Source organism: Pseudomonas chaetocerotis, assembly GCF_015712105.2.
Lineage (GTDB): Bacteria > Pseudomonadota > Gammaproteobacteria > Pseudomonadales > Pseudomonadaceae > Aquipseudomonas > Aquipseudomonas chaetocerotis.
The window spans coordinates 224670-245342 of record NZ_JACFYX020000006.1 but is presented as its reverse complement, the minus strand read 5'-3'; the positions used below and the strand labels follow the sequence as shown (position 1 = coordinate 245342).

Genomic DNA, 20673 nt, shown 5'->3' with positions numbered 1-20673 from the left:
TCCACGCTACGCACCGTCCGGTCGAACCGAGTCGTCTGGTCCACCCTCTCCCCAGCCCTCTCCCATAAATGGGAGAGGGAGCAGGCCTGTGCAAACCGACGGTCCTGTATGGTGGATCGTGGCGCGTAGCTGGCGCTTTATCCATCTACCGATTAAGCCGTCATGGTGGATGTAAAAGGCAGAATCCACCTTACGAACTTCTTTGCCACAGCGCGTAATGCACCTGGCCGGTATGTTTTTCACGGTACAGGCGCCAGTTGCCGGGCAGACCCAGCGTCGAAGGCGCGGTTTCGCTTTCGGTATAGACCCAGGCGTCGTCGGCCAACCAGCCCTGGGCTTCCAGCAGGTTGCAGGCGTCCTGTAGCAGATCCTTGTGAAAGGGCGGGTCGAGCAGGACGATATCGAAGCAGCGCAGCGCCGGGCGGGCCAGCATCTGCAGGGCGTCGCCCTGTTGGATCTCACCGTCGCTGCACTGCAGTGTCGCCAGATGGCTGCGCAAGGCGCTCACCGAGGCCGGGTTGAGATCACAAGCCAGGCCGCTGGCGGCGCCGCGTGACAGCGCTTCGAGCAGCAGTGCACCGCTGCCGGCGAAGGGGTCGAGCACGTGAGCGCCCTCGACATAGGGCGCCAGCCAGTTGAACAGCGTCTCGCGCACCCGATCCGGGGTCGGGCGCAGGCCTGGCCCGTCGGGGAAGGCGAAGCGCCGCGAACGCCACTGCCCGCCGATGATGCGCAACTGGCCCTGGCCGCCGTGAACCTTGGCGGCAGGATTTTGCGGTGTGCGACCGCGCATCAGTGCGGCACCGCGCTGGGCAGTTCAGCCGGCCTGTCGGTGGGCGGAGGCAGTTCCTTCTGCGCCACCGTCGGGCCAGCGGTGACCACCACCAGTGCCTCGGAGTCGAGGTGTTTGGCCATCGCCGCTTTCACTTGTTCGGTGCTCAGGTTTTGCACGTCACGCATGAAGTCGTCCAGATAGGTCAGCGGCAGGTCGTAGAAGCCCATCGACGCCAACTGGCCGACGATGTCGGCATTGCTGGCTGTGGACAGCGGGAAGCTGCCGGCCAGTTCGCGCTTGGCGTTGTCCAGTTCCTGCTGGGTCGGACCGTCACGCAGGTAGTCGGCGAGCAGTTGCTTGACCAGAGCCAGGGTGCCTTCGCTGAGCTCGGCACGGGTCTGCAGATTGATCATGAACGGGCCACGCGCCTGCATGGCGCTGAACCCGGAGTAGACGCCATAGGTCAGGCCGCGTTTCTCGCGTACTTCGCTCATCAGGCGCGTACCGAAACCGCCGCCGCCAAAGATCTGGTTGCCCAGGTACAACGCGGCATAGTCCGGATCGCGGCGGTCGATGCCGAGTTGGGCGATCATCAGATGGGTCTGGTTGGACGGGTACTCGATATGGCTGACGCCCGACTTGGGCGCTTGCGGCTGGGTGATCTTGGCCAGTGCCGGGCCTTGCGGCAGGGCTACGGACACCTGATTGGCGATGGCCTCGGCCTCTGCACGCGAGAGATCGCCGACCAGGGCGATCACCGCATTGCCGGCACTATAAGCGCGAGAGTGGAAGGCCTGCAGTTGTTGGCGCGTGATGGCCGGGATCGACTGCGCCGTGCCGTCGCTCGGGTGAGCGTAGGGGTGCTGGCCGTACAGGCGCTCGAACAGCTCCAGGCTGGCCAGCTTGCCGGGGTTCTGCTTCTGGAACTCGAAGCCGGCGAGCAACTGGTTCTTGATCCGTGCCAGCGAGTCGGCGGGGAAAGTGGGCTTGCCCAGTACATCGGCGAACAGTGCCAGTGCGGGCGCGCGTTGCTCCTGTGCGCTGAGGCTGCGCAGGCTGGCCACCGCCATGTCGCGATAGGCGCCGTTGCCGAACTCGGCACCAAGGCCCTCGAAACCGGCGGCGATGGCGCCGACGTCCTTGCCCGGCACGCCTTCGTTGAGCATGGCGTTGGTCAGGGTGGCCAGGCCCGGCACGCTGCCGTCCTGGCTGCTGCCGGCGGCGAAGGTCAGACGCAGGTCGAACATCGGTAGCTCGTGCGCTTCGACGAACAACACCTTGGCGCCTTGCGCGGTAGTCCAGGTCTGGATATCCAGGGTGCGGCGCGTTGGCGCCTTGCCGTCGAGCGCAGCCAGCGACTGCAGCTTGGCAGCATCGCCGGTCACTGTGCTATCGGACAGATTGGCGCAGGCGCCCAGTGCCAGGGCGCTGGACAGGATCAGGCCGAGCAGGCCCAGGCGGCGTTGCTCAGTCTTCATGGGCGGGACTCCTCATTGCGAGACTCTTCGGGCAGTACGTGGGCGACGCTCAGGCGGTCGCGGACGAAGAAATTGCGCGCGGCCTGCTGGATGTCGGCCGGGGTCACGGCCTCCAACTCGGCCAGCTCCTGGTCGATCAGTTGCCAGGACAGGCCAACGGTTTCCAGTTGGCCGATGCTGGTCGCCTGGCTGGTGATCGAGTCGCGCTCGAACACCAGGCCGGCGATGACCTGGGCGCGCACCCGCGCCAGTTCGTCAGCGGACGGCGGAGCTTTCTTCAGTTCTTCCAGCTCGCGCCAAAGGCCGGTTTCGGTCTGCACCAGGGTCTTGCCTTTTTGCACGTTGGGCGTGGCCGAGAGAATGAACAGGCTGTCGCCACGGGTGAAGGCGTTGTACCAGGCACTGGCGCCGGAGACGAGCTCTTCACCGCGTTCCAGTCGGGTCGACAGACGAGCGCTGTAGCCGCCGTCAAGCAGGGCGGCGGCCAGGCGCAGGGCATAGACCTGTCGCGGCGTTTCGGCGGTGGCCAGGCCCGGTACGTTGAAGCCCATGATCAGGCTCGGCAACTGCGTCTTGAGGTACAGCGTGGTGCGGCGTTCGCCGGGCGCAGCCAGTTCCAGAGGCAGTTTGGCCGTGGGTACCTGATGCTGCGGGATATCGCCGAAATAGCGCTGAACCTGGCTCTTGACCTCATCCACGGTCACGTCACCGACCACCACCAGGGTGGCATTGTTCGGTGCGTACCACTTCTGGTGCCAGGCACGCAGTTCGTCGATGTGCATGCGCTCGAGGTCCGCCATCCAGCCGATGGTGGGGATGCTGTAGCCGCTGGCCGGATAGGCCATGGCCTTGAAACGCTCATAGGCCAGCGAAGACGGACGGTCGTCGGTGCGCAGGCGGCGCTCTTCCTTGATTACTTCGATCTCCTTGGCGAACTCGTCAGCTGGCAGCGTCAGGCTGGCGAGGCGATCGGCCTCCAGCTCCAGGGCCACGCCCAGGCGGTCACTGGCCAGTACCTGGTAGTAGGCGGTGTAGTCGTCGCTGGTGAAGGCATTTTCCTCGGCGCCCAGCTCACGCAGGATGCGCGAGGCTTCGCCGGGGCCGAATTTGCCGCTGCCCTTGAACATCATATGTTCCAGTGCGTGGGATAGGCCGGTGGAACCGGGCGTCTCGTAGCTGGAGCCGACCTTGTACCAGATCTGTGAAACTACCACGGGGGCGCGGTGATCTTCGCGGACGATGACCTTGAGGCCGTTGTCCAGTTTGAATTCGTGGGTAGGCTGCGGCGCGGCGGCGAACGCCGCCAGCGGCAGGCAGAGCACCCCCATGATCAGACCGAGGGTACGGTGTGCAGAGACAATCATCAGGTGTCGTCCTGTTGGATGGCCGGGGCGGTCGAACCGCCGTTGACGAGAGGGCGTCAGGATACCCCATCCACACACGAGGCACCGCCCGCGGTTCCGACACCGGCGCAGGCAATTAGGTTCTGCGGGGTAGCGAATTGGATTCAGTCGATGATCGGGGCGCTGATAGTGCTCACGCTTGCCGACAGTTCCAGCAACAGGCCATTGATCTGCGCTGCGCTCATGCTGAAAGGGTCCAGGCGGTCGCTGCAGGAGTACTTCAGAAACAGCTCCCGGTTGGCCTGCTTGGCGCCGGCCCAGCCCATGCTCCAGTTGGCGTAGCGGCGTACGCTGATCTCTTCGTAGTCGAGAATCGTCAGGTCCTTGTGGCGATTGTCCTCGGCCAGGCGGTTGTACAAGGCGTTGATGGCCGTCCGCGGTCCCTCCAATGCCTGAAGAAAAGTATCGGCGTTGCAGCACAGAATGCCGGTGAGGCCGCGTGCCGGGTTGTTGCGTTGCGAGCTTTCCAGAATCTCGCGGATCAGCTGCGAAGAAATGCCATGGCTGGCGCGGCTGGCATAGGTTAGGCGAACGAGCATGTTGGCGACCCCGCAAAAAGACTGAGCTTAGAAAAAATTCTCGACAATTGTGCATTGATTTGTACAGGTTTTGTATAGGTTTTTGGCGTTGCCGCTCCTGGCGCTCTCGCTGGCGAAGGCGGTGGCGGCAGGCGACTGATCAGCGGCTGGCAACGGGCAGCCAGCAACGCTGCGCGGTAGCGTTCTAAAGTGGTAAAGTCTCGGGTTGTTCTGACAGCGCAAGCCCTTCTGATGTGCCCGTGCGGGCTGTTGCCCCGGGACATGCCTGGCAAGCGAATTTTTCTGGATGCGGTCCGCGGCGCAGGCTGCCTGCGGCGACTGCTCGCCCCTTTGAGATGACCCATGTTTGGTTCCAAAGACGACAAGAATCCACCGGCCGAGGTCGGTACTCAGGCTCAGCCTGTGAATGAAGAGAAGAAATCCCTGTTCAGTTGGTGGCGCAAGAAGCCCGCAGAGACTGCTGTCGAGCCGGCTCAGCCCGAGGCCGCCGACCAGTCAGCGTCTGCTCGGATACCAGCCGAGCCATCGACCCCTGAGCCCGCGCCCGAAGCCTTGTCGGCAGTCGAGCCTGAAGTGCTCGATGCCGCGCCTGCACCTGCCCCCGCGCCACAGTCTGAGCCGCTCGTTGCCGAACCCCCGGCCGCCAGTCCTGTTGTCGCTGAACAGCCGCCGGTCGTGCCTGAGCCTGTCGTCGAAGCACTGCCCGAAGTTGTTGCGCCGGCTGCCGTCGCTGCGCCAGTCACGCAGGAAAAGCCGAGTTTCTTTGCCCGCCTCAAGCAGGGTCTATCGAAGACCAGCGCCAGTCTCGGCGAGGGCATGGCCAGCCTGTTCCTCGGCAAGAAGGCCATTGACGATGACCTGCTCGACGACCTGGAAACCCGCCTGCTGACCGCCGACGTTGGCGTCGAGGCGACCACCGCGATCATCGGTAACCTGACCAAGCGTGTGGCGCGCAAGGAACTGGCCGACAGCGGCGCTTTGTACAAGGCGCTGCAGGAGGAGTTGGTGACCCTGCTCAAGCCGGTCGAGCAGCCGCTGGTCATCGACACTGCCAAGCAGCCTTACGTGATTCTCGTCGTGGGCGTGAATGGCGTGGGCAAGACCACCACCATCGGCAAGCTGGCCAAGAAGCTGCAGCTAGAAGGCAAGAAGGTCATGCTCGCTGCTGGCGATACCTTCCGCGCCGCTGCGGTGGAGCAGCTGCAGGTCTGGGGCGAGCGCAACAACATCGCGGTGATCGCCCAGCACACCGGCGCCGATTCTGCCTCGGTGATCTTCGATGCGGTGCAGGCCGCCAAGTCGCGCGGCATCGATGTGCTGATCGCCGATACCGCCGGGCGCCTGCACACTAAAGACAACCTGATGGAGGAGCTGAAGAAGGTCCGCCGCGTGATCGGCAAGCTGGATGAGACGGCGCCGCACGAAGTGCTGCTGGTGCTCGACGCCGGCACCGGCCAGAACGCCATCAACCAGGCCAAGCAGTTCAACCAGACCGTGAACCTCACCGGCCTGGCGCTGACCAAGCTCGACGGCACCGCCAAGGGCGGCGTCATCTTCGCCCTGGCCAAGCAGTTCGGCCTGCCGATTCGTTATATCGGCGTGGGTGAAGGCATCGATGATCTGCGTCCGTTCCAGGCGCAGGCCTTTGTCCAGGCACTCTTCGAGGAGCGTGAACGCGGATGATCCGATTCGAGCAGGTCGCCAAGCGATACCCCAATGGCCATGTCGGGCTGCACGAACTGAGTTTCCGCGTTCGCCCCGGCGAATTTCTCTTCGTCACCGGTCACTCCGGAGCCGGCAAGAGCACACTGCTGCGTCTGCTGCTGGCGATGGAGCGGCCCACCAGCGGCAAATTGCTGCTGGCCGGGCAGGATCTGTCGACCATCACCAATGCGCAGATTCCTTTCCTGCGTCGGCAGATCGGCGTGGTGTTCCAGAATCACCAACTGCTGTTCGACCGCACCGTGTATGACAACGTCGCCCTGCCGCTGCAGATTCTCGGCCTGTCCAAGCCGGAAATCGGCAAGCGCGTCGGCGCTGCGCTGGAGCGGGTCAGCCTCAGCGACAAGGCGGCGCAGTCGCCTGGCGACCTGTCCACCGGCCAGCAACAGCGCGTCGGCATCGCCCGCGCCATCGTCCACCGGCCGGCCCTGCTGCTGGCGGACGAACCCACCGGTAACCTCGACCCACGTCTGGCCGCCGAGATCATGGGCGTGTTCGAAGACATCAACCAGTTGGGTACCACGGTGCTGATCGCCAGCCACGACCTGGCGCTGATCGCGCGCATGCGCCAGCGCATGTTGACCCTGCAACGCGGTCGCCTGATCGGTGACGGGGAGGCTGCCTGATGAGCGCATCGAAGATGCCCACACCACAACCGGCCGAACGGGTCGGCGCGGCGCCGCGCAACAAGGTGGTCGACGGGCCGGCGGATGAGCCGGATTTTCGCACGCTGCTCAATGCCTGGCTGGAAAGCCACCGCGCCAGCCTGGTCGACAGCCTGCGCCGCCTGGCGCGCCAACCCATCGGCAGTTTCTTCACCTGCCTGGTGATGGCCGTGGCACTGAGCCTGCCCATGGGCCTGTCGCTGCTGCTGGATAACGTCGAGAAACTCGGCGGTTCCTGGCAGCGTGCGGCGCAGATTTCCCTGTTTCTCGACATGTCCGCTGGCGAGCGTGACGGCCAGGCGCTGCGCGAGCAGATCGCGGCGATGGATGACGTCTCCGACGCCGAGTGGATCAGTCGCGAGCAGGCGCTGGAGGAATTCCAGCAACTCTCGGGGCTGGGTCAGGCGCTGAAGGAGCTGCCGGAGAACCCGCTGCCGGGCGTGGTACTGGTGACGCCGAAGGAGGTCGACAAAACCAAACTCGAAGCCCTGCGCCAGCGCCTGGCGGAGCTGCCCAAGGTGGAGCAGGCGCAGCTCGATCTGGTCTGGGTCGAACGCCTGACTGCGATCCTCAAGCTGGGTGATCGCTTTGTCTTCGGCCTCAGCCTGCTGCTGATCCTGGCGCTGCTGCTGGTGATCGGCAACACCATCCGCCTGCACATCGAGAACCGCCGCGCCGAGATCGAGGTGATCAAGCTGGTTGGTGGTACCGATGGCTACGTGCGTCGTCCCTTCCTTTATATGGGCGCGTTGTACGGTTTTGGCGCCGGCATCTTCGCCTGGCTGCTGCTGGCCTTCGGGCTGGATTGGCTGAACGATGCTGTAGTACGTTTGGCCGGCCTTTACGGTAGCGATTTCGCGCTGGGTGGCGTACCTTCTTCCGACGGTTTTTCGCTGCTGCTCGGCGCCGTGCTGTTGGGCTATATTGGCGCCTGGCTAGCAGTGGCACGGCATCTGAACGAACTTGCGCCCCGCTAGGGCGCTGTTCGGAGAGGCTGAACGAAAGCTGGCAAGTCATTGTTTTGGTTGATATTGACTATCTGTCAGGGAACTTATCCACAGGCTCTGTATCAGATAGCGCAGTGCTACACTGCACGAGTTTTATGAATCGGAGGATTCGAATGTCCACTTCCTTGCAACCTGTTCATGCTCTGGTTCCAGGCGCCAACCTGGAAGCGTACGTGCATGCGGTCAACAGCATTCCGCTGCTGACGCCCGAGCAGGAGCGTGAACTGGCCGAAAATCTCTTTTACCAGCAGGATCTTGAGGCCGCCCGCCAGATGGTGTTGGCCCACCTGCGTTTCGTGGTGCATATCGCCCGCAGCTACTCCGGCTATGGTCTGGCCCAGGCCGACCTGATCCAGGAAGGCAACGTTGGCCTGATGAAGGCGGTCAAGCGCTTCAACCCGGAAATGGGTGTGCGCCTGGTGTCCTTCGCCGTGCACTGGATTCGCGCGGAAATTCATGAGTTCATCCTGAAGAACTGGCGCATCGTCAAAGTGGCTACCACCAAGGCGCAGCGCAAACTGTTCTTCAACCTGCGCAGCCAGAAGAAGCGTCTGGCCTGGCTGAACAACGATGAAGTGACCGCCGTGGCCGCAAGCCTGGGCGTCGAGCCGCACGAAGTGCGCGAGATGGAAAGTCGACTGACCGGCCAGGACATGGCCTTCGACCCGGCAGCCGATGCCGACGATGACAGCGCCTTCCAGTCGCCTGCACATTACCTGGAAGACCACCGCTACGACCCGGCTCGTCAGCTCGAAGATGCCGACTGGAGTGACAGTTCCAGCAGCAACCTGCACGAAGCGCTGGAAAGCCTGGACGAGCGCAGTCGCGACATTCTCTACCAGCGTTGGTTGGCCGAGGAGAAGGCGACGTTGCACGACCTGGCTGCCAAGTACAACGTGTCCGCCGAGCGTATTCGCCAGCTCGAGAAGAACGCCATGAACAAGCTCAAGGGCTGCATCGCCGCTTGAGTTTGTCGTGATCCTGAAAAGCCGCACTCTGGTGCGGCTTTTTTCTGTCTGGAGCAATGCCGTGAACAAAGCCCCTCTGAAAGCACAGCACTGGCTGGTATTCGTGGTCGTGGCCGTGCTGTTTTTCGCCTGGGGTGCCTGGCTGATGCGCAGCGGTGAGGTGCATCCGCTAGCCAATCTGCAGCAGTGGCGTGATGTATTGTTGCAGCCGTTGGCCGAAGACGAACTGACGCTAGGTGATGTGCAGGCAGTGGCTCCGGGAGAGCTGTGGCTGGAACCGCGCCTGGACGGTGCACGGCTTTTCTATCGTGCGTCGCTCGAGGGGGAAGGGGGCGGCTGGTTGCTCGAGGCGGAGCTGAGGTTGAGCCTGGAGCAGCGCGACAGCCTGATGGTGGCGCAGGGCCTCCAGACCGGTGACGCCGAGCTGGCCCTTGGTCAGTCACTGATCGACCAGATGGCTGGTTTTTCCATTGCCAGCCTCAATCTGAGTGCCCCGCAAGCGCTGGCCAGCGAGCGCGTGGCCGCCAGTCTCGGGCAACCACGGCTGAGCCTGGAACTGGCTGATGGCCAGGCCTGGGTCTATCCGCAATGGGGGCTCACCGTGCACTTGCGTGGCGATGACGTCGCGTTGCTGCATGCGGTGCCCAAAGGCGCGTTCGCGCCTCACCGCTAGCGCGCTGATTGAGATCCCTGGTTACGCCGTCCGGCGTTCCGACCGTAGGGTGCGCCGCGCACACCGAGCAGCGTCATCCGGCGGATTCTACAGCCAGCGCGGCCACCAATCGGGGCGCTGCGGCTTGAGCTGATTGAGGTAGTGGCTGCCACCGAGCTGCGTCATCTGCTGACGAATCCAGGCAGCGCGACGATTGACGTAGGCGTCCGGCCGGCCTGCGCTCCAGCGCAGCGGATTGGGTAGTACCGCTGCCAATTGGCTGGCCTGCTGGCGATTCAGATAGGGCGCGCCGACGCCAAAATGATGTTGTGCGGCGGCTTCGGCGCCGAAGATTCCATCGCCCCACTCGACGCTGTTGAGATAGACCTCGAGGATGCGCTCCTTCGGCCAGAGCAGCTCGATCAGCGCGGTGAACCAGGCTTCCAGCCCTTTACGCAGCCAGCTACGACCGGACCAGAGAAACAGGTTCTTCGCTACCTGCTGGCTGAGGGTGCTGGCGCCCCTGAGTGACCCGCCGCTCTGGTTGTGTGCCAGGGCTGCCTGAATCGCGCCGACATCGAACCCCCAATGCTCGGCGAATTTTTGGTCTTCAGCGGCGATCACCGCCATCTTCAGGTGGTCCGGTAGTTCTTTCCAGGGACGCCACTGGCGCTTCAGTTCAATGGACTGTTCGCTGCCCCAGGATTCGATCTTGCGTTCGATCATCAGCGCCGTACCGGGCGGCGGTACCCAGCGCAGGGCAAGCACCAGCAGCACGCTGGCCAGGATCAGCCAGAGCAGCAGTTTCAGCAGGCGGCGGGTCAGGGCTCGGAGCATGAGGTCTCGCATTGATCGGATGTTGCGCTATTAAAACAAAAAATCGCCGGAAGCGATTTTTGACGTCGCTTTGCGACGGCCCGAAGGGTTGCTGCCAGGGGTGGCGGGCAACAAAAAGTGCCGAGTCAGTTCCCGCGAAACCACAGGATTGGGTACCGGTGTGACAATAACGATCATTTCGTCTTCAGGCTCAATGGTTAAACTGTGTTCAGGTCGATTTCATCAGGAGTTTCCATGGCGCGTCTCTGGCTACTGTTGTCCGCATTCACCGGTTTCACCGGTGTCGCTCTGGGCGCGTTCGCAGCCCATGGTCTGAAGCACAGGCTGACCCCGGAGTACTTGGCGGTGTTCCAGACCGGCACGCATTACCAATTGATCCACGCGCTGGCCCTGTTCGGCGTCGGCCTGCTGGCGATGCATGCACCCGGACGGCTGGTGAATCTGGCGGGCGGCGCCTTCGCGCTAGGCATCGTGCTGTTCTCCGGCAGCCTCTATCTGCTGACCCTCAGCGGCATCGGCAAGCTGGGCATGATCACGCCTTTCGGCGGCGTCGCCTTCCTCGTTGGCTGGCTGTGCCTGGGCCTGAGCGCCTGGAAGCTGACCTGACCCTGGCGTCAGAAATGAGGACGAATGGCGCCTTTTAACCTTGGTAGTGGCCAGTTAACGGGCTAGAATGCCGGCCCTCTTTCCAGTTGTGACCGAGTCGTCATGCGTATCCAGTTGAATGGTGAACCCTTCGAACTGCCGGATAACCAGAGCGTCGCCGACCTGTTGGTTCGCCTCGATCTGACCGGGCGCCGTGTGGCGGTCGAGCTCAATCAGGACATCGTTCCACGCAGCCAGCACGACAGCACCCAGCTCGCCGAAGGCGATCAGGTGGAAGTGGTGCACGCCATCGGCGGCGGTTGACCTCACGAGGAGTATTCCATGAGCCAAGTTCGCAGCGACAAGCCCTTCACCCTGGCCGGTCGTACGTTCCAGTCGCGCCTGCTGGTCGGTACCGGCAAGTACAAGGATATGGACGAGACCCGTGACGCCATCGCCGCCTCCGGCGCCGAGATCGTCACCGTGGCGGTGCGCCGCACCAATATCGGCCAGAACCCCGGTGAGCCGAACCTGCTCGACGTGATCAGCCCGGACACGTACACCATCCTGCCGAACACCGCCGGCTGCTATGACGCCGTCGAGGCCGTGCGCACCTGCCGCCTGGCTCGCGAGCTGCTCGATGGCCACAACCTGGTCAAGCTGGAAGTGCTGGCCGACCAGAAAACCCTGTTTCCCAACGTCATTGAAACCATCAAGGCCGCCGAAGTGCTGGTCAAGGACGGCTTCGACGTCATGGTGTACACCAGCGACGATCCGATCATCGCGCGTCAACTGGCCGAGATTGGCTGCATCGCGGTGATGCCGCTGGCCGGCCTGATCGGCTCGGGCCTGGGTATCTGCAACCCGTACAACCTGCGCATCATTCTCGAGGAATCGAAAGTGCCAGTGCTGGTCGATGCCGGTGTGGGTACTGCCTCCGACGCCACCATCGCCATGGAGCTGGGCTGCGAGGCCGTGCTGATGAACAGCGCCATTGCCGAAGCGCAGAATCCGGTGCTGATGGCGCGCGCCATGCAGCATGCCGTCGAGGCGGGTCGCCTGGCCTACCTGGCCGGCCGCATGCCGAAGAAACTTTATGCCAGTGCATCGTCGCCGCTGACTGGCCTGATCAACTAAGGATGACGATTTGCTGCGCGTCGGCCCTGCTGCGTTGAAGGCAGGGCTTCAGCCCGCAGAGTCGTAAAACACTCGACAAGAGCCCAGCATGACCGATACCCAACAGCCCGAACTGACCGAAGACGGTCGCCAGCGCCGTACCATCAAGAGCTTCGTGATGCGCGCCGGGCGCATGACTGAAGGCCAGCAGCGCGGCATCGACAAGGGCTGGCCGCTGTTCGGCCTGGAGCTGGAAGATGGCCTGCGCGATTTCGATCAGGTATTCGGCCGTAGTGCGCCGCGCACCTTCGAGATCGGCTTCGGTATGGGCCACTCCACTCTGGAGATGGCCGCTGCCGCACCCGAGCAGGATTTCATTGGCGTCGAGGTACACAAACCCGGCGTCGGTGCGTTGCTGAGCGGCGCGATGGTGCAGAATCTGAGCAACATTCGCGTTTACAGCTGCGATGCGCTGGAAGTACTGCGTGACTGCGTCGCCGATGCCAGCCTCGATCGCGTGCTGCTGTTCTTCCCCGACCCCTGGCACAAATCGCGGCACCACAAGCGCCGTATCGTCCAGCCGGCGTTCGCCGAGCTGGTACGCAGCAAGCTGAAGGTCGGTGGCGTACTGCACATGGCCACAGACTGGGAAAACTACGCCGAGCACATGCTCGAAGTGATGAATGCGGCGCCGGGCTATCGCAACCTGGCAGTCGATGGCACCTACGTGCCGCGTCCCGAGGAGCGCCCGGTGACCAAGTTCGAACGTCGTGGCGAGCGTCTCGGCCATGGCGTGTGGGATCTGAAATTCCAGCGTCAGGAATAATCCACCCCGCGACAAGCGTTCGATTAGAACCGGCAGGATGCACGATTAGATCGGGATAACCCGACGGCCAGGATGGCGCCTCACCGCAAACACAACAAAGACAAGCGCACCTACAAGGTGCGCGGGCAATAGTGGCACCGCTTGCAGGCGCCGCGAGGAGAGCATTGTGTTGAGATCGGTTTCCCTTCTTCTGCTGACTGCCCTGGCGTTTCAGGCCCAGGCCAAGGTCGACGCCAGCCAGGCCGCGCGCTTGGGTCAGGAGCTGACGCCACTTGGCGGCGAACGTGCCGGCAATGCCAGTGGCACCATCCCTGCCTGGACGGGTGGCCTGGCCACGCCGCCGGCCAATTACCAGCCCGGCATGCATCACCCTGATCCCTATGCTGACGACGAACTGCTGTACCGGGTCGATAGCCAGAACCTGGCGCAGTACGAACAGCAGCTGCCGGTCGGCCTCAAGACCCTGCTGCAGCAGAACCCCAGCTTCTACCTGCGCGTATTCCCGACCCGCCGCAGTGCAGCCGCGCCACAACGCATCTACGACGCCACTCGCTTCAACGCCCTCAATGCCGAGCTGATTGCTGGTGGCAATGGCGTCCAGGGGGCTGCTTCCGGCATACCCTTCCCGCTACCGGCAAACGGCCAGGAAGCGATCTGGAACCACGTCATGCGTTATCGCGGTGACCAGATCAGCATGGCCACCAATCAGGCGGCGGTGCTCAGCAACGGTAGTTACAACCTGCTCAAGCTCGAGCGCGACATCTACTTCGTCTACGGCCGTGACGGCGTGGCCCCGCAGGACCTGGACAACACCCTGTTCCACTACAAGTACAAGGTCGTGGCCCCGGCCAAGCTGGCTGGCTCGGCGCTGGTGGTGCAGGAAACCCTCGATCAGGTGCTGGCGATCCGCAAGGCCTGGCGTTTCAACCGTGGCGAGCGCCGTGTGCGCCGTCTGCCGATGCTTGCCTACGATACCCTGCAGCCTGACACCAACGGCATGGCCACCGCCGACCAGGTGGATTCCTACAATGGCGCCCCGGATCGCTACGAGTGGCAGTTGTTGGGCAAGCGCGAGATGCTGGTGCCCTACAACAGCTATGCCGTGCACCAGCGCGGCATTCCCTACGCCGATATCCTGCAGGCCAAGCACATCAACCCCGAACTGTTGCGTTACGAGCTGCACCGCGTCTGGGTGGTCGAGGCGGATCTGCGTACCGGCTTCAGCCATCCCTATGGCAAACGCCGCTTCTATCTGGACGAGGACAGCTGGCAGATCCTCGCGGTCGACCTGTATGACCGCGACGGCAACCTGATCGGCCTGCAGGAAGCCCACCCGATCAGCTACTACGACGTGCCGATGTTCGGCTCGACTCTGGAGACCATCTACGACCTCAAGGGAGGCCGCTACTTCGCAGACGGTCTGGATAACAACGAGAAGATGTACGACTTCAACGCCCGGCTGAGCCCGCGCGACTTCACCCCGCAGGCGTTGCGCCGCGAAGGTAACTGAACCCGCATCATCCGCGTGACCAGTGCATCGTCAGCTCTGTCTGGCCGGTGTGCGGGTCGCGTGTCTCTTCTAGCGTCATGAAGTCGTTCGCTCGGTAGAAAGCCACGGCTCGAGTATTGGCGCGGTAGACGCCCAGCTCGAGGTTGTCGCGCCTGCGCTTGGCTTCGTCCAGCAGCTGACGGCCCAGGCCGCGCCCCTGGGCGCTCGGGCTGACGAACAGTGCGGCCAGGCGTTGTTCACGCAGCGACGCGAAGCCCAGCACGTGGCCGTTTTCCTCCAGCACCAGGGTTTCGGCCTGCGGCAGGTACAGCTCGCGCATGGCGGGTAGCTGCTCGTACCAGAAGGTCTCCGGCACGAAGTCGTGGGCCTGAATGGAGGCCTTCAACCAAAGGTCGAGTACGGTGTCGCTGTCTGTGGGCTGGTAGGGGCGAAGCATGATGAGATCCTGTTCGAGGAGAGGTGAATCCATGGAGGTTCGGTTACATATCTTCGGTGCATCCGGTTCGGGTACCACTACCCTGGCTCGCACGCTGGCCGAGCGCAATGGCTGGCTGCATCTGGATTCCGACGATGTCTACTGGTTACCCAGCGAGCCGCCCTATCTGTACAAGCGGCTACCCGAGGAACGCGTCAGGCTGATCCGCGAGCGTAGCGCACAAGCGCCCAACTGGGTGCTCAGTGGTTCGCTGTGCAGCTGGGGAGAGGCGTTGATCCCATCATTCAGCCATGCACTGTTCCTGCGTCTGGATGACCAGGAGCGCATGCGCCGGCTGCGTCAGCGTGAAGCGCAGCGTTATGGCGGGCGCATCCAGCAGGGAGGTGACATGCACGAGCAGAGTCAGGCCTTCCTGCAATGGGCCGCCGGTTACGAGCAGGGGGACCTGCAAACACGCAGCCTGCTTATGCACGAAACCTGGATGGCTCGCCATCTGAGCTGCCCGCTGCTGCGGCTCGACTCCACACGGCACACGCCCGAACAACTGGCTGAGCGCGTGCTGAGCTGGCTGCAGCCCTGAGCGAGGGGCTCAGCAGATCCCCCGCTGGAAGTATGGGGCCGCTCTAGTTCAGTGCTTTTAAGCGGTTTTGCACATTTTCGGCTTCACGTTCTCCGTCTTACGGTCGCTTATTACCTGCGTGTGCCCGTCAAGGCTACCCAGGTTCCCGGGCAACCCATAACCGCTTCCAGATCCCGCTGATAACGCTCTGCGCTGAACGACCGCCAGAGGCTCGTGCTCCTGCGCTGCGTCGCTTTGTCATGGATCTGGCTTTCAACGACAGGTGTCTGCTCGAGCCTGGCATCGATGGAGTCCTGTGCATGAACATCAAGGATTGGCCGCTGCGCCTGAAAATCACTCTGACGGCGGCGGCGCTGTTATCGCTGGTCAGCATCGTGCTGATCTGGCAGAGCGTTTCGTCCCTGGATCGGACCGTCAATGACACCCTGCGGCGGGATATCGATGGCTTCGCTCAGTCGATATCGGTCAACCTGGGCAACTGGATGCACGACCGCATCAACGCCGTGAAGACCACTGCGGGCAGCCTGGTGCAGCAGCCGCAGATCGCCCCACACATCCTGCTGCAGCAGACCTGGGCGACCTTCGCCTTCAATATCACCTACATCGGCACCGTCGATGGACAGATGCTGCAGAATGACCCGACGGTGATCCTGCAGAACTACGATCCGCGCCAGCGCGGCTGGTATCAGGGCGCTGAGAAGAACAACGATGTGTTCATCAGCGACCCTTACGTTTCGCTCACCGATGGTGCCTACGTCGTGACCATCGCCTACCCGGCACGCCGCAACGGCACGCTGATTGGCGTGGTCGGTGCCAACCTGACGCTCGATACGCTGACCGAGACAATCGGCCAACTGAGTATCCCCGGTGACGGCTACGCGCTGTTGATCGACCAGAGCGGGCAGATGATCGCGCACCCCGACAAGGAGTGGCGCACCAAGTCGGCTTCCGACTTTTCGCCAACGCTGGGTGGCGAGCAGCTCAAGGCCCTGGTGCAGCATCGTCGTCTCACTCAGGCTGAGGTGGCGGGCACCGACAGCCTGCTGTACGCCGTCGAGATTCCCAATACCCGGTGGACGTTCGTGATGGTCATGGATGAGGCAAAAGTACTCGCGCCGGTGCGTAAGCAGCTTGCTGTGCAGTTGATCATCGGTACCGGCATGCTGGCCGTCGCCATTCTGGTGCTGGCTCTGCTGGGCCGTGTGCTGTTCCGTGATCTCGAGCAGATCCGTCACAACCTCAACGCCATCGCCGAAGGCAATGGCGACCTGACCCAGCGTCTGCCGGTCAACTCCAACGACGAGATTGGCCAGCTATCGAGCAGCTTCAACCGCTTCATCGAGCAACTGCACGGCATCATTTCCCGTCTGCGCGAGGTCGCCGTGGCGCTGAGCAACGAGTCCGGACAGGTGGCGCAGGATGCTCAAGCGCAGAACCAGCACGTGCAGCAGCACCAGTCCGAGCTGCACCTGGTGGCCACTGCGGTGACGCAGATGGCTTCCGCCACACAGGAAATCTCGCACAATGCCGAGACCGCCTCCGGCCAGGCCGTGGATTCGGTCAGCCTGAGCGTGGAAGGGCGCCGCCAGGTGGAGCGCAGCCAGCAGTCCATCGCCCTGCTGGCTGAAGAAGTCGAAGGGGCCGGGCGTATCATCGATGAATTGCACCGCCACTCCAACGAGATCAGCTCGATTCTCGCCACCATCGCCAGCATCGCTGACCAGACCAACCTGCTGGCCCTCAACGCGGCCATCGAGGCGGCGCGTGCCGGCGAGCACGGTCGTGGTTTTTCGGTGGTGGCCGACGAGGTGCGCGTACTGTCCAAGCGCACCCATGAATCGACCCGCGAGATCGAGGCGATGATCCAGGTACTGCAGGACGCCACCCGCCAGGCAGTCGGGGTGATGGACAACGCCGCTGCCAAGGCTTCGCAGAGTGTGAGTGATGCCCAGGCGGCCAGTGACCTGTTGCAGAAGATCACCGAGGCGGTCGGGCAGATCAACGACATGGCCGCGCAGATCGCCTCGGCGGCGGAAGAGCAGGCCTGTGTCACCGTGGAGGTCAACCGCAACACCGAGAACATCCGCGCCATGGGCGATCAGATGTCGCAGAGCAGCCATGCTGCCTCGGCAGCTGCCTCCAACCTGCAGGCGCTCGGCCGGCAGATCGGTAGCGAAGTGTCCAAGTTCGTGCTGTAGAAACAGCGGTTCGCCCCCTCGCCGTAGGAGCGGCTTCAGCCGCGAAGGCCACTATCCGTGGCTGACACCGCTCCGCAAGGGAAATCGCATCCAGTCGGGCGGTGTTCTTCTTGCAGCGAATGCGATCGCGCGTCGTTGTCGACCTAATTCCTGTCGGCCAATATGCCGATCACCACGAAGATCAGGATCAGCACCGGCGCCAGTGTGTAGTTGTTGAAGTGCGCCAGGCCCTTGGCCAGCCAGGGTGTGAGGAAGACGATCGCCAGGCCGTAGCCGACCGCGCAGAACACCACGAACAGCAGGGTACGCAGGACGAAATTGAGGTTGCCGATGGTGCGTTGAACCCAGGCGTTGATGGCTGGGCCGAACAGCACCAGCAGAGTGGCCATGATGGCCAGGGAGATATCGCCGAGGTGGCTGCGGCTCCAGCGCGAAAGGGTGACGATCAGGTCCAGTAGCAGATCCATTCAGGCTCCTTGGCAGGCATAACGGTCAGTGCAGCGGAATCAGTGCTGCGCGAGCGAAGCGCCCAAGACTAACGGATTGTCGTTGCGCTGTGGGTGAACTAGGCCAGGAACTGCTGCAGCAGATCATTGAGAAACAGCTGCCCCTTCGCCGTGGCGACCAGTCGAGTTTCGTCGGCTTGCAGCAGGCCCAGACGTTCGGCTTCGCGGCGCGCCTGTTCGAGCTGCTGCAACGGCAGGCCGGTGCGCTGGCTGAACAGCTCGGCCGGCGCGCCTTCGGTCAGGCGCAGCGCGTTCATCAGAAACTCGAAGGGCAGCTCGTCGGCTTCCAGCAGGCGTTCACCGGCCTGGAATGCCTTGGCCGGGTCGAGGTAGTCCTTCGGCAGCCGGGTTTTCCAGGTGCGCTGGATGCGTCCTGCGGGTGTGCTCAGCTTGGCGTGGGCGCCGGCGCCGATGCCGAGAAAATCGCCGAAGGTCCAGTAGTTGAGGTTATGCCGCGCCTGCTTGCCGGGCTGGGCGTAGGCGGACACCTCGTACTGTGCGTAGCCCTCGGCGGCGAGCAGCGCCTGGCCAGCTTCCTGGATGTCCCACAGCAGATCATCCTCGGGCAGCTCGGGCGGCTGGCTCCAGAACACCGTGTTCGGCTCCATCGTCAGTTGGTACCAGGACAGGTGCGTGGGGGCCTGGGCGATGGCGGTGCGCAGGTCGAACAGGGCGTCCTCGATGCTCTGCTCGGGCAGGCCGTGCATCAGGTCGAGGTTGAAGTTGTCGAAGCCGGCAGCACGCGCCATATCGGCGGCGCGGATCGCCTCGTCGCCATTGTGGATGCGTCCCAGCGCCTTGAGCTTGGCTTCCTGGAAGCTCTGCACGCCGATGGACAGACGATTGATGCCCAGCGCGCGGTAGGCCTTGAACTTGGCCTGCTCGAAGGTGCCCGGGTTGGCTTCCAGGGTGATCTCGATGTTCGGCGCGAAGGCAATGCGCCGCTCGACACCTTCCAGCAGGCGGCCCAGGGCGCGGTCGGAGAACAGACTGGGCGTGCCGCCGCCGAAGAAGATCGAACTCAGCGGCCGGCCATGGGCGTGCTGCACGTCGATGTCGAGGTCGGCGAGCAGGGCGTCGACGTACTCTTCTTCAGGCAGCGTCGGCCCGGCAGCATGGGAGTTGAAGTCGCAGTAAGGGCATTTGCGCACGCACCACGGGATGTGGATGTAAAGCGCGAGGGGCGGGAGCAGGAAACTCCCGCCAGCGGAATCGCTCATGCCAGCCCCAGACGCTGCTTGAGCAGGGCCATGGCGCGGGCGCGGTGGCTGAGGCGGTTCTTCTGCTCGGCAGGCAGTTCGGCACTGGAGCAGCCGGTTTCCGGCACCCAGAACAGCGGGTCGTAGCCGAAGCCGTGCTCGCCGCGTGCCTCATGCAGGATGCTGCCATGCCACAGGCCTTCGCAGAGAATCGGCAACGGATCGTCAGCGTGACGCACCAGGGCCAGGGCGCAGACGAACTGCGCGCCGCGCTCTGCGTCTGGCACGTCTTTCAGGGCAGCGAGCAGCTTGGCGTTGTTCGCCGCGTCGCCCTGGCCATCGGCATAGCGCGCCGAGTAGATGCCGGGCGCGCCGCCGAGGAAATCCACCGCCAGGCCGGAGTCGTCGGCCAGCGCCGGCAGGCCTGAGATGCGCGCGGCGTTGCGTGCCTTGAGGATGGCGTTCTCGACGAACGACAGACCGGTTTCTTCCGGTTCGACCTGGCTGAACTCACCGATGGAACGCACGCGCACCGCATCGCCGAGCATGGCCTGCAGCTCCTTGAGCTTACCGGCGTTATGGCTGGCCAGTACCAGTTCCTTGAAACCACTGACGGGATTAGTCATCCGGGAACATTTCCTGGTTGAAGGTGATGCGGTGTGTGCTGTCGCCCTGGCGCACATCGAGGGTGAAACTGAGAATCTCGCGGCTGGAGAAGGGGAACTGCGCCAGGTAGTAGATGGCGCCGCTTTCGGTGACCTGCCTGAAGGTCAACGCGGTGCTCTGCCCCAGCAGGTTCTTCACCTCGCCACCGACCACGGCGGTGCTGGCTTTGCCGGCCTTGAGCACGGCGACGTTGATCACGCCCAGGGTCTTGCTCCGAGTCAGTCCCGCCGCCACGGCAATGTCTGGCTGGATGAAGCTGGAGTTGAACACGCTGTAGTGCACGTCGAGATCGCCGAAGCTCTGCTTGCGCTCGGCGGCGGCCGGCAGGGCCAGGCACAGGGCGATCAGGAAGGGGATGATGCGGCTCATGATGTTCTCCTCGTTCAGACCGCGACGCGCTGGGCGGACAGGTCCGCGCCGCTGATGCGGTAGATGCCGATCTCGCCCAGCAGGTTGGGCCAGATGCGGCTTGCCAGGCCATGGCGGTGGTCACGGTCCACTGCCAGGCGTTCTTCCACACGGGCACCTTGGGCGTGACAGAGACGCTCGAAGTCCTCGAAGGTGCAGAAGTGGATGTTCGGGGTGTTGTACCAGGTATAGGGCAAGAAGTCCGACACTGGCATGCGACCTTTCGTCGTCAGGTACCAGCGGCAGCGCCAGTGGCCGAAATTGGGGAAGGTGATGATGCACGTCCTGCCTACACGCAGCATCTCGGCCAGCACCTTGTCCGGGTAATGCAGCGCCTGCAGCGACTGGGTCATGACCACTACATCGAAGCTGTTGCTGGCGAAGTTGCCCAGGCCGAGGTCGAGGTTTTGCTCGATGACGTTGACGCCGCGCTCAATGCACAGGGCGATCTTGTCCGGGTCGATCTCCAGGCCATAGCCGGCCACCTGCTTGTTGTCGCGCAGCCAGGCCAGCAACTCGCCGTCACCACAGCCCAGGTCGAGCACACGGCTGCCCGGGGCGATCCATTCCTGGATGATGTCCAGATCCGCTCGCATG

The 20673-nt window shown here is 63.4% G+C and carries 23 protein-coding genes and 1 pseudogene; 13 read left to right on the top strand and 11 right to left on the bottom strand.

From position 1 onward, the window contains the following. Positions 1–190: 190 nt before the first annotated feature. From rsmD to H3221_RS12875, 4 genes are all read right to left on the bottom strand, one after another. Positions 191–793 carry a 16S rRNA (guanine(966)-N(2))-methyltransferase RsmD gene (gene rsmD, locus H3221_RS12890; protein WP_196477025.1) on the bottom strand — a complete coding sequence of 201 codons (603 nt, stop codon included), beginning with the start codon at positions 791–793 and terminating at the stop codon, positions 191–193. After that, positions 793–2253, bottom strand: a complete 1461-nt coding sequence (locus H3221_RS12885; RefSeq protein WP_196477024.1) for a M16 family metallopeptidase — start codon at positions 2251–2253, stop codon at positions 793–795. Before H3221_RS12885 ends, rsmD begins: the two co-directional genes overlap by 1 nt. After that, the gene (locus tag H3221_RS12880) at positions 2250–3617 is read right to left on the bottom strand and encodes a M16 family metallopeptidase (RefSeq protein WP_196477023.1); all 1368 of its coding nucleotides are present in this window, start codon (positions 3615–3617) and stop codon (positions 2250–2252) included. Before H3221_RS12880 ends, H3221_RS12885 begins: the two co-directional genes overlap by 4 nt. A gap of 143 nt (positions 3618–3760) precedes the next feature. Further along, positions 3761–4195: a BLUF domain-containing protein gene (locus tag H3221_RS12875; protein ID WP_196477022.1), complete on the bottom strand. Its 435-nt coding sequence runs from the start codon at positions 4193–4195 to the stop codon at positions 3761–3763. Positions 4196–4537: 342 nt separating this feature from the next. Between H3221_RS12875 and ftsY the strand changes: the two genes are divergently transcribed. From ftsY to H3221_RS12850, 5 genes are all read left to right on the top strand, one after another. Next, the gene (ftsY, locus tag H3221_RS12870; RefSeq protein ID WP_224490589.1) at positions 4538–5878 is read left to right on the top strand and encodes a signal recognition particle-docking protein FtsY; all 1341 of its coding nucleotides are present in this window, start codon (positions 4538–4540) and stop codon (positions 5876–5878) included. After that, on the top strand, positions 5875–6543 hold the full coding sequence (gene ftsE / locus H3221_RS12865; RefSeq protein WP_017675858.1) for a cell division ATP-binding protein FtsE: 669 nt from the start codon (positions 5875–5877) through the stop codon (positions 6541–6543). The genes ftsY and ftsE overlap by 4 nt, the downstream gene beginning before the upstream one ends. Next, positions 6543–7559, top strand: coding sequence for a permease-like cell division protein FtsX (ftsX, locus tag H3221_RS12860; protein WP_160020061.1), 1017 nt, complete (start codon positions 6543–6545; stop codon positions 7557–7559). The genes ftsE and ftsX overlap by 1 nt, the downstream gene beginning before the upstream one ends. Before the next feature lie 143 nt (positions 7560–7702). Next, entirely contained in the window at positions 7703–8557 is an 855-nt protein-coding gene (rpoH, locus tag H3221_RS12855; protein ID WP_017675856.1) for an RNA polymerase sigma factor RpoH, read from the top strand. A 61-nt stretch (positions 8558–8618) separates the two neighbouring features. Next, the gene (locus H3221_RS12850) at positions 8619–9230 is read left to right on the top strand and encodes a hypothetical protein (protein ID WP_196477021.1); all 612 of its coding nucleotides are present in this window, start codon (positions 8619–8621) and stop codon (positions 9228–9230) included. Between the two features lie 87 nt (positions 9231–9317). Here the strand turns inward: H3221_RS12850 and mtgA are convergent, their stop codons facing one another. Further along, on the bottom strand, positions 9318–10046 hold the full coding sequence (mtgA, locus tag H3221_RS12845) for a monofunctional biosynthetic peptidoglycan transglycosylase (protein WP_196477020.1): 729 nt from the start codon (positions 10044–10046) through the stop codon (positions 9318–9320). A gap of 234 nt (positions 10047–10280) precedes the next feature. On the opposite strand from mtgA, the gene H3221_RS12840 reads away from it, so the two are divergent. The 5 genes from H3221_RS12840 to H3221_RS12820 all read left to right on the top strand — a co-directional run bounded on the left by H3221_RS12840 (position 10281) and on the right by H3221_RS12820 (position 14083). Beyond that, complete coding sequence (locus H3221_RS12840) at positions 10281–10652, top strand: DUF423 domain-containing protein (RefSeq protein ID WP_160020057.1); 372 nt, start codon at positions 10281–10283, stop codon at positions 10650–10652. 102 nt (positions 10653–10754) lie between these two features. Beyond that, positions 10755–10955, top strand: coding sequence for a sulfur carrier protein ThiS (gene thiS, locus H3221_RS12835; protein ID WP_061240208.1), 201 nt, complete (start codon positions 10755–10757; stop codon positions 10953–10955). An 18-nt stretch (positions 10956–10973) separates the two neighbouring features. Continuing rightward, on the top strand, positions 10974–11768 hold the full coding sequence (locus H3221_RS12830; RefSeq protein ID WP_196477019.1) for a thiazole synthase: 795 nt from the start codon (positions 10974–10976) through the stop codon (positions 11766–11768). An 88-nt stretch (positions 11769–11856) separates the two neighbouring features. Next, a complete protein-coding gene (trmB, locus tag H3221_RS12825) occupies positions 11857–12573 on the top strand; it encodes a tRNA (guanosine(46)-N7)-methyltransferase TrmB (RefSeq protein WP_196477018.1) in 717 nt (238 codons plus the stop codon). A gap of 166 nt (positions 12574–12739) precedes the next feature. Beyond that, complete coding sequence (locus tag H3221_RS12820) at positions 12740–14083, top strand: DUF1329 domain-containing protein (protein ID WP_196477017.1); 1344 nt, start codon at positions 12740–12742, stop codon at positions 14081–14083. 7 nt (positions 14084–14090) lie between these two features. Here the strand turns inward: H3221_RS12820 and H3221_RS12815 are convergent, their stop codons facing one another. Then, positions 14091–14519, bottom strand: a complete 429-nt coding sequence (locus tag H3221_RS12815; RefSeq protein WP_397428039.1) for an N-acetyltransferase — start codon at positions 14517–14519, stop codon at positions 14091–14093. Positions 14520–14550: 31 nt separating this feature from the next. Between H3221_RS12815 and H3221_RS12810 the strand changes: the two genes are divergently transcribed. From H3221_RS12810 to H3221_RS25815, 3 genes and pseudogenes are all read left to right on the top strand, one after another. Beyond that, a complete protein-coding gene (locus tag H3221_RS12810) occupies positions 14551–15099 on the top strand; it encodes an AAA family ATPase (RefSeq protein ID WP_196477015.1) in 549 nt (182 codons plus the stop codon). A gap of 239 nt (positions 15100–15338) precedes the next feature. Next, positions 15339–16439 (top strand): annotated as a pseudogene (locus H3221_RS25820) (HAMP domain-containing protein); the annotation flags it as partial. A 153-nt stretch (positions 16440–16592) separates the two neighbouring features. Next, complete coding sequence (locus H3221_RS25815) at positions 16593–17297, top strand: methyl-accepting chemotaxis protein (RefSeq protein WP_397428043.1); 705 nt, start codon at positions 16593–16595, stop codon at positions 17295–17297. Between the two features lie 143 nt (positions 17298–17440). Here the strand turns inward: H3221_RS25815 and H3221_RS12800 are convergent, their stop codons facing one another. From H3221_RS12800 to metW, 5 genes are all read right to left on the bottom strand, one after another. Further along, on the bottom strand, positions 17441–17764 hold the full coding sequence (locus H3221_RS12800; protein ID WP_017675845.1) for a DUF3392 domain-containing protein: 324 nt from the start codon (positions 17762–17764) through the stop codon (positions 17441–17443). Positions 17765–17862: 98 nt separating this feature from the next. Next, entirely contained in the window at positions 17863–19023 is a 1161-nt protein-coding gene (gene hemW, locus H3221_RS12795) for a radical SAM family heme chaperone HemW (protein ID WP_196477013.1), read from the bottom strand. Beyond that, the gene (rdgB, locus tag H3221_RS12790; RefSeq protein ID WP_196477012.1) at positions 19020–19628 is read right to left on the bottom strand and encodes an RdgB/HAM1 family non-canonical purine NTP pyrophosphatase; all 609 of its coding nucleotides are present in this window, start codon (positions 19626–19628) and stop codon (positions 19020–19022) included. Before rdgB ends, hemW begins: the two co-directional genes overlap by 4 nt. Continuing rightward, a complete protein-coding gene (locus H3221_RS12785) occupies positions 19621–20037 on the bottom strand; it encodes a DUF4426 domain-containing protein (protein WP_196477011.1) in 417 nt (138 codons plus the stop codon). The genes rdgB and H3221_RS12785 overlap by 8 nt, the downstream gene beginning before the upstream one ends. Positions 20038–20051: 14 nt before the next feature. Further along, positions 20052–20672, bottom strand: a complete 621-nt coding sequence (gene metW, locus H3221_RS12780) for a methionine biosynthesis protein MetW (RefSeq protein WP_196477010.1) — start codon at positions 20670–20672, stop codon at positions 20052–20054. Position 20673: the final 1 nt, after the last annotated feature.

Excerpts from the sequence above, each read along its gene's own strand:
- H3221_RS12875 (WP_196477022.1), bottom strand. The coding sequence starts at position 4,195 with ATGCTCGTTCGCCTAACCTATGCCAGCCGCGCCAGCCATGGCATTTCT.
- H3221_RS12880 (WP_196477023.1), bottom strand. The coding sequence starts at position 3,617 with ATGATTGTCTCTGCACACCGTACCCTCGGTCTGATCATGGGGGTGCTC.
- rsmD (WP_196477025.1), bottom strand. The coding sequence starts at position 793 with ATGCGCGGTCGCACACCGCAAAATCCTGCCGCCAAGGTTCACGGCGGC.
- mtgA (WP_196477020.1), bottom strand. The coding sequence starts at position 10,046 with ATGCTCCGAGCCCTGACCCGCCGCCTGCTGAAACTGCTGCTCTGGCTG.
- metW (WP_196477010.1), bottom strand. The coding sequence starts at position 20,672 with ATGCGAGCGGATCTGGACATCATCCAGGAATGGATCGCCCCGGGCAGC.
- H3221_RS25815 (WP_397428043.1), top strand. The coding sequence starts at position 16,593 with ATGGCTTCCGCCACACAGGAAATCTCGCACAATGCCGAGACCGCCTCC.
- H3221_RS12800 (WP_017675845.1), bottom strand. The coding sequence starts at position 17,764 with ATGGATCTGCTACTGGACCTGATCGTCACCCTTTCGCGCTGGAGCCGC.
- ftsX (WP_160020061.1), top strand. The coding sequence starts at position 6,543 with ATGAGCGCATCGAAGATGCCCACACCACAACCGGCCGAACGGGTCGGC.
- rdgB (WP_196477012.1), bottom strand. The coding sequence starts at position 19,628 with ATGACTAATCCCGTCAGTGGTTTCAAGGAACTGGTACTGGCCAGCCAT.
- ftsY (WP_224490589.1), top strand. The coding sequence starts at position 4,538 with ATGTTTGGTTCCAAAGACGACAAGAATCCACCGGCCGAGGTCGGTACT.
- H3221_RS12785 (WP_196477011.1), bottom strand. The coding sequence starts at position 20,037 with ATGAGCCGCATCATCCCCTTCCTGATCGCCCTGTGCCTGGCCCTGCCG.
- H3221_RS12830 (WP_196477019.1), top strand. The coding sequence starts at position 10,974 with ATGAGCCAAGTTCGCAGCGACAAGCCCTTCACCCTGGCCGGTCGTACG.
- H3221_RS12840 (WP_160020057.1), top strand. The coding sequence starts at position 10,281 with ATGGCGCGTCTCTGGCTACTGTTGTCCGCATTCACCGGTTTCACCGGT.
- rpoH (WP_017675856.1), top strand. The coding sequence starts at position 7,703 with ATGTCCACTTCCTTGCAACCTGTTCATGCTCTGGTTCCAGGCGCCAAC.
- thiS (WP_061240208.1), top strand. The coding sequence starts at position 10,755 with ATGCGTATCCAGTTGAATGGTGAACCCTTCGAACTGCCGGATAACCAG.
- H3221_RS12815 (WP_397428039.1), bottom strand. The coding sequence starts at position 14,519 with ATGCTTCGCCCCTACCAGCCCACAGACAGCGACACCGTACTCGACCTT.
- H3221_RS12810 (WP_196477015.1), top strand. The coding sequence starts at position 14,551 with ATGGAGGTTCGGTTACATATCTTCGGTGCATCCGGTTCGGGTACCACT.
- hemW (WP_196477013.1), bottom strand. The coding sequence starts at position 19,023 with ATGAGCGATTCCGCTGGCGGGAGTTTCCTGCTCCCGCCCCTCGCGCTT.
- H3221_RS12885 (WP_196477024.1), bottom strand. The coding sequence starts at position 2,253 with ATGAAGACTGAGCAACGCCGCCTGGGCCTGCTCGGCCTGATCCTGTCC.
- trmB (WP_196477018.1), top strand. The coding sequence starts at position 11,857 with ATGACCGATACCCAACAGCCCGAACTGACCGAAGACGGTCGCCAGCGC.
- ftsE (WP_017675858.1), top strand. The coding sequence starts at position 5,875 with ATGATCCGATTCGAGCAGGTCGCCAAGCGATACCCCAATGGCCATGTC.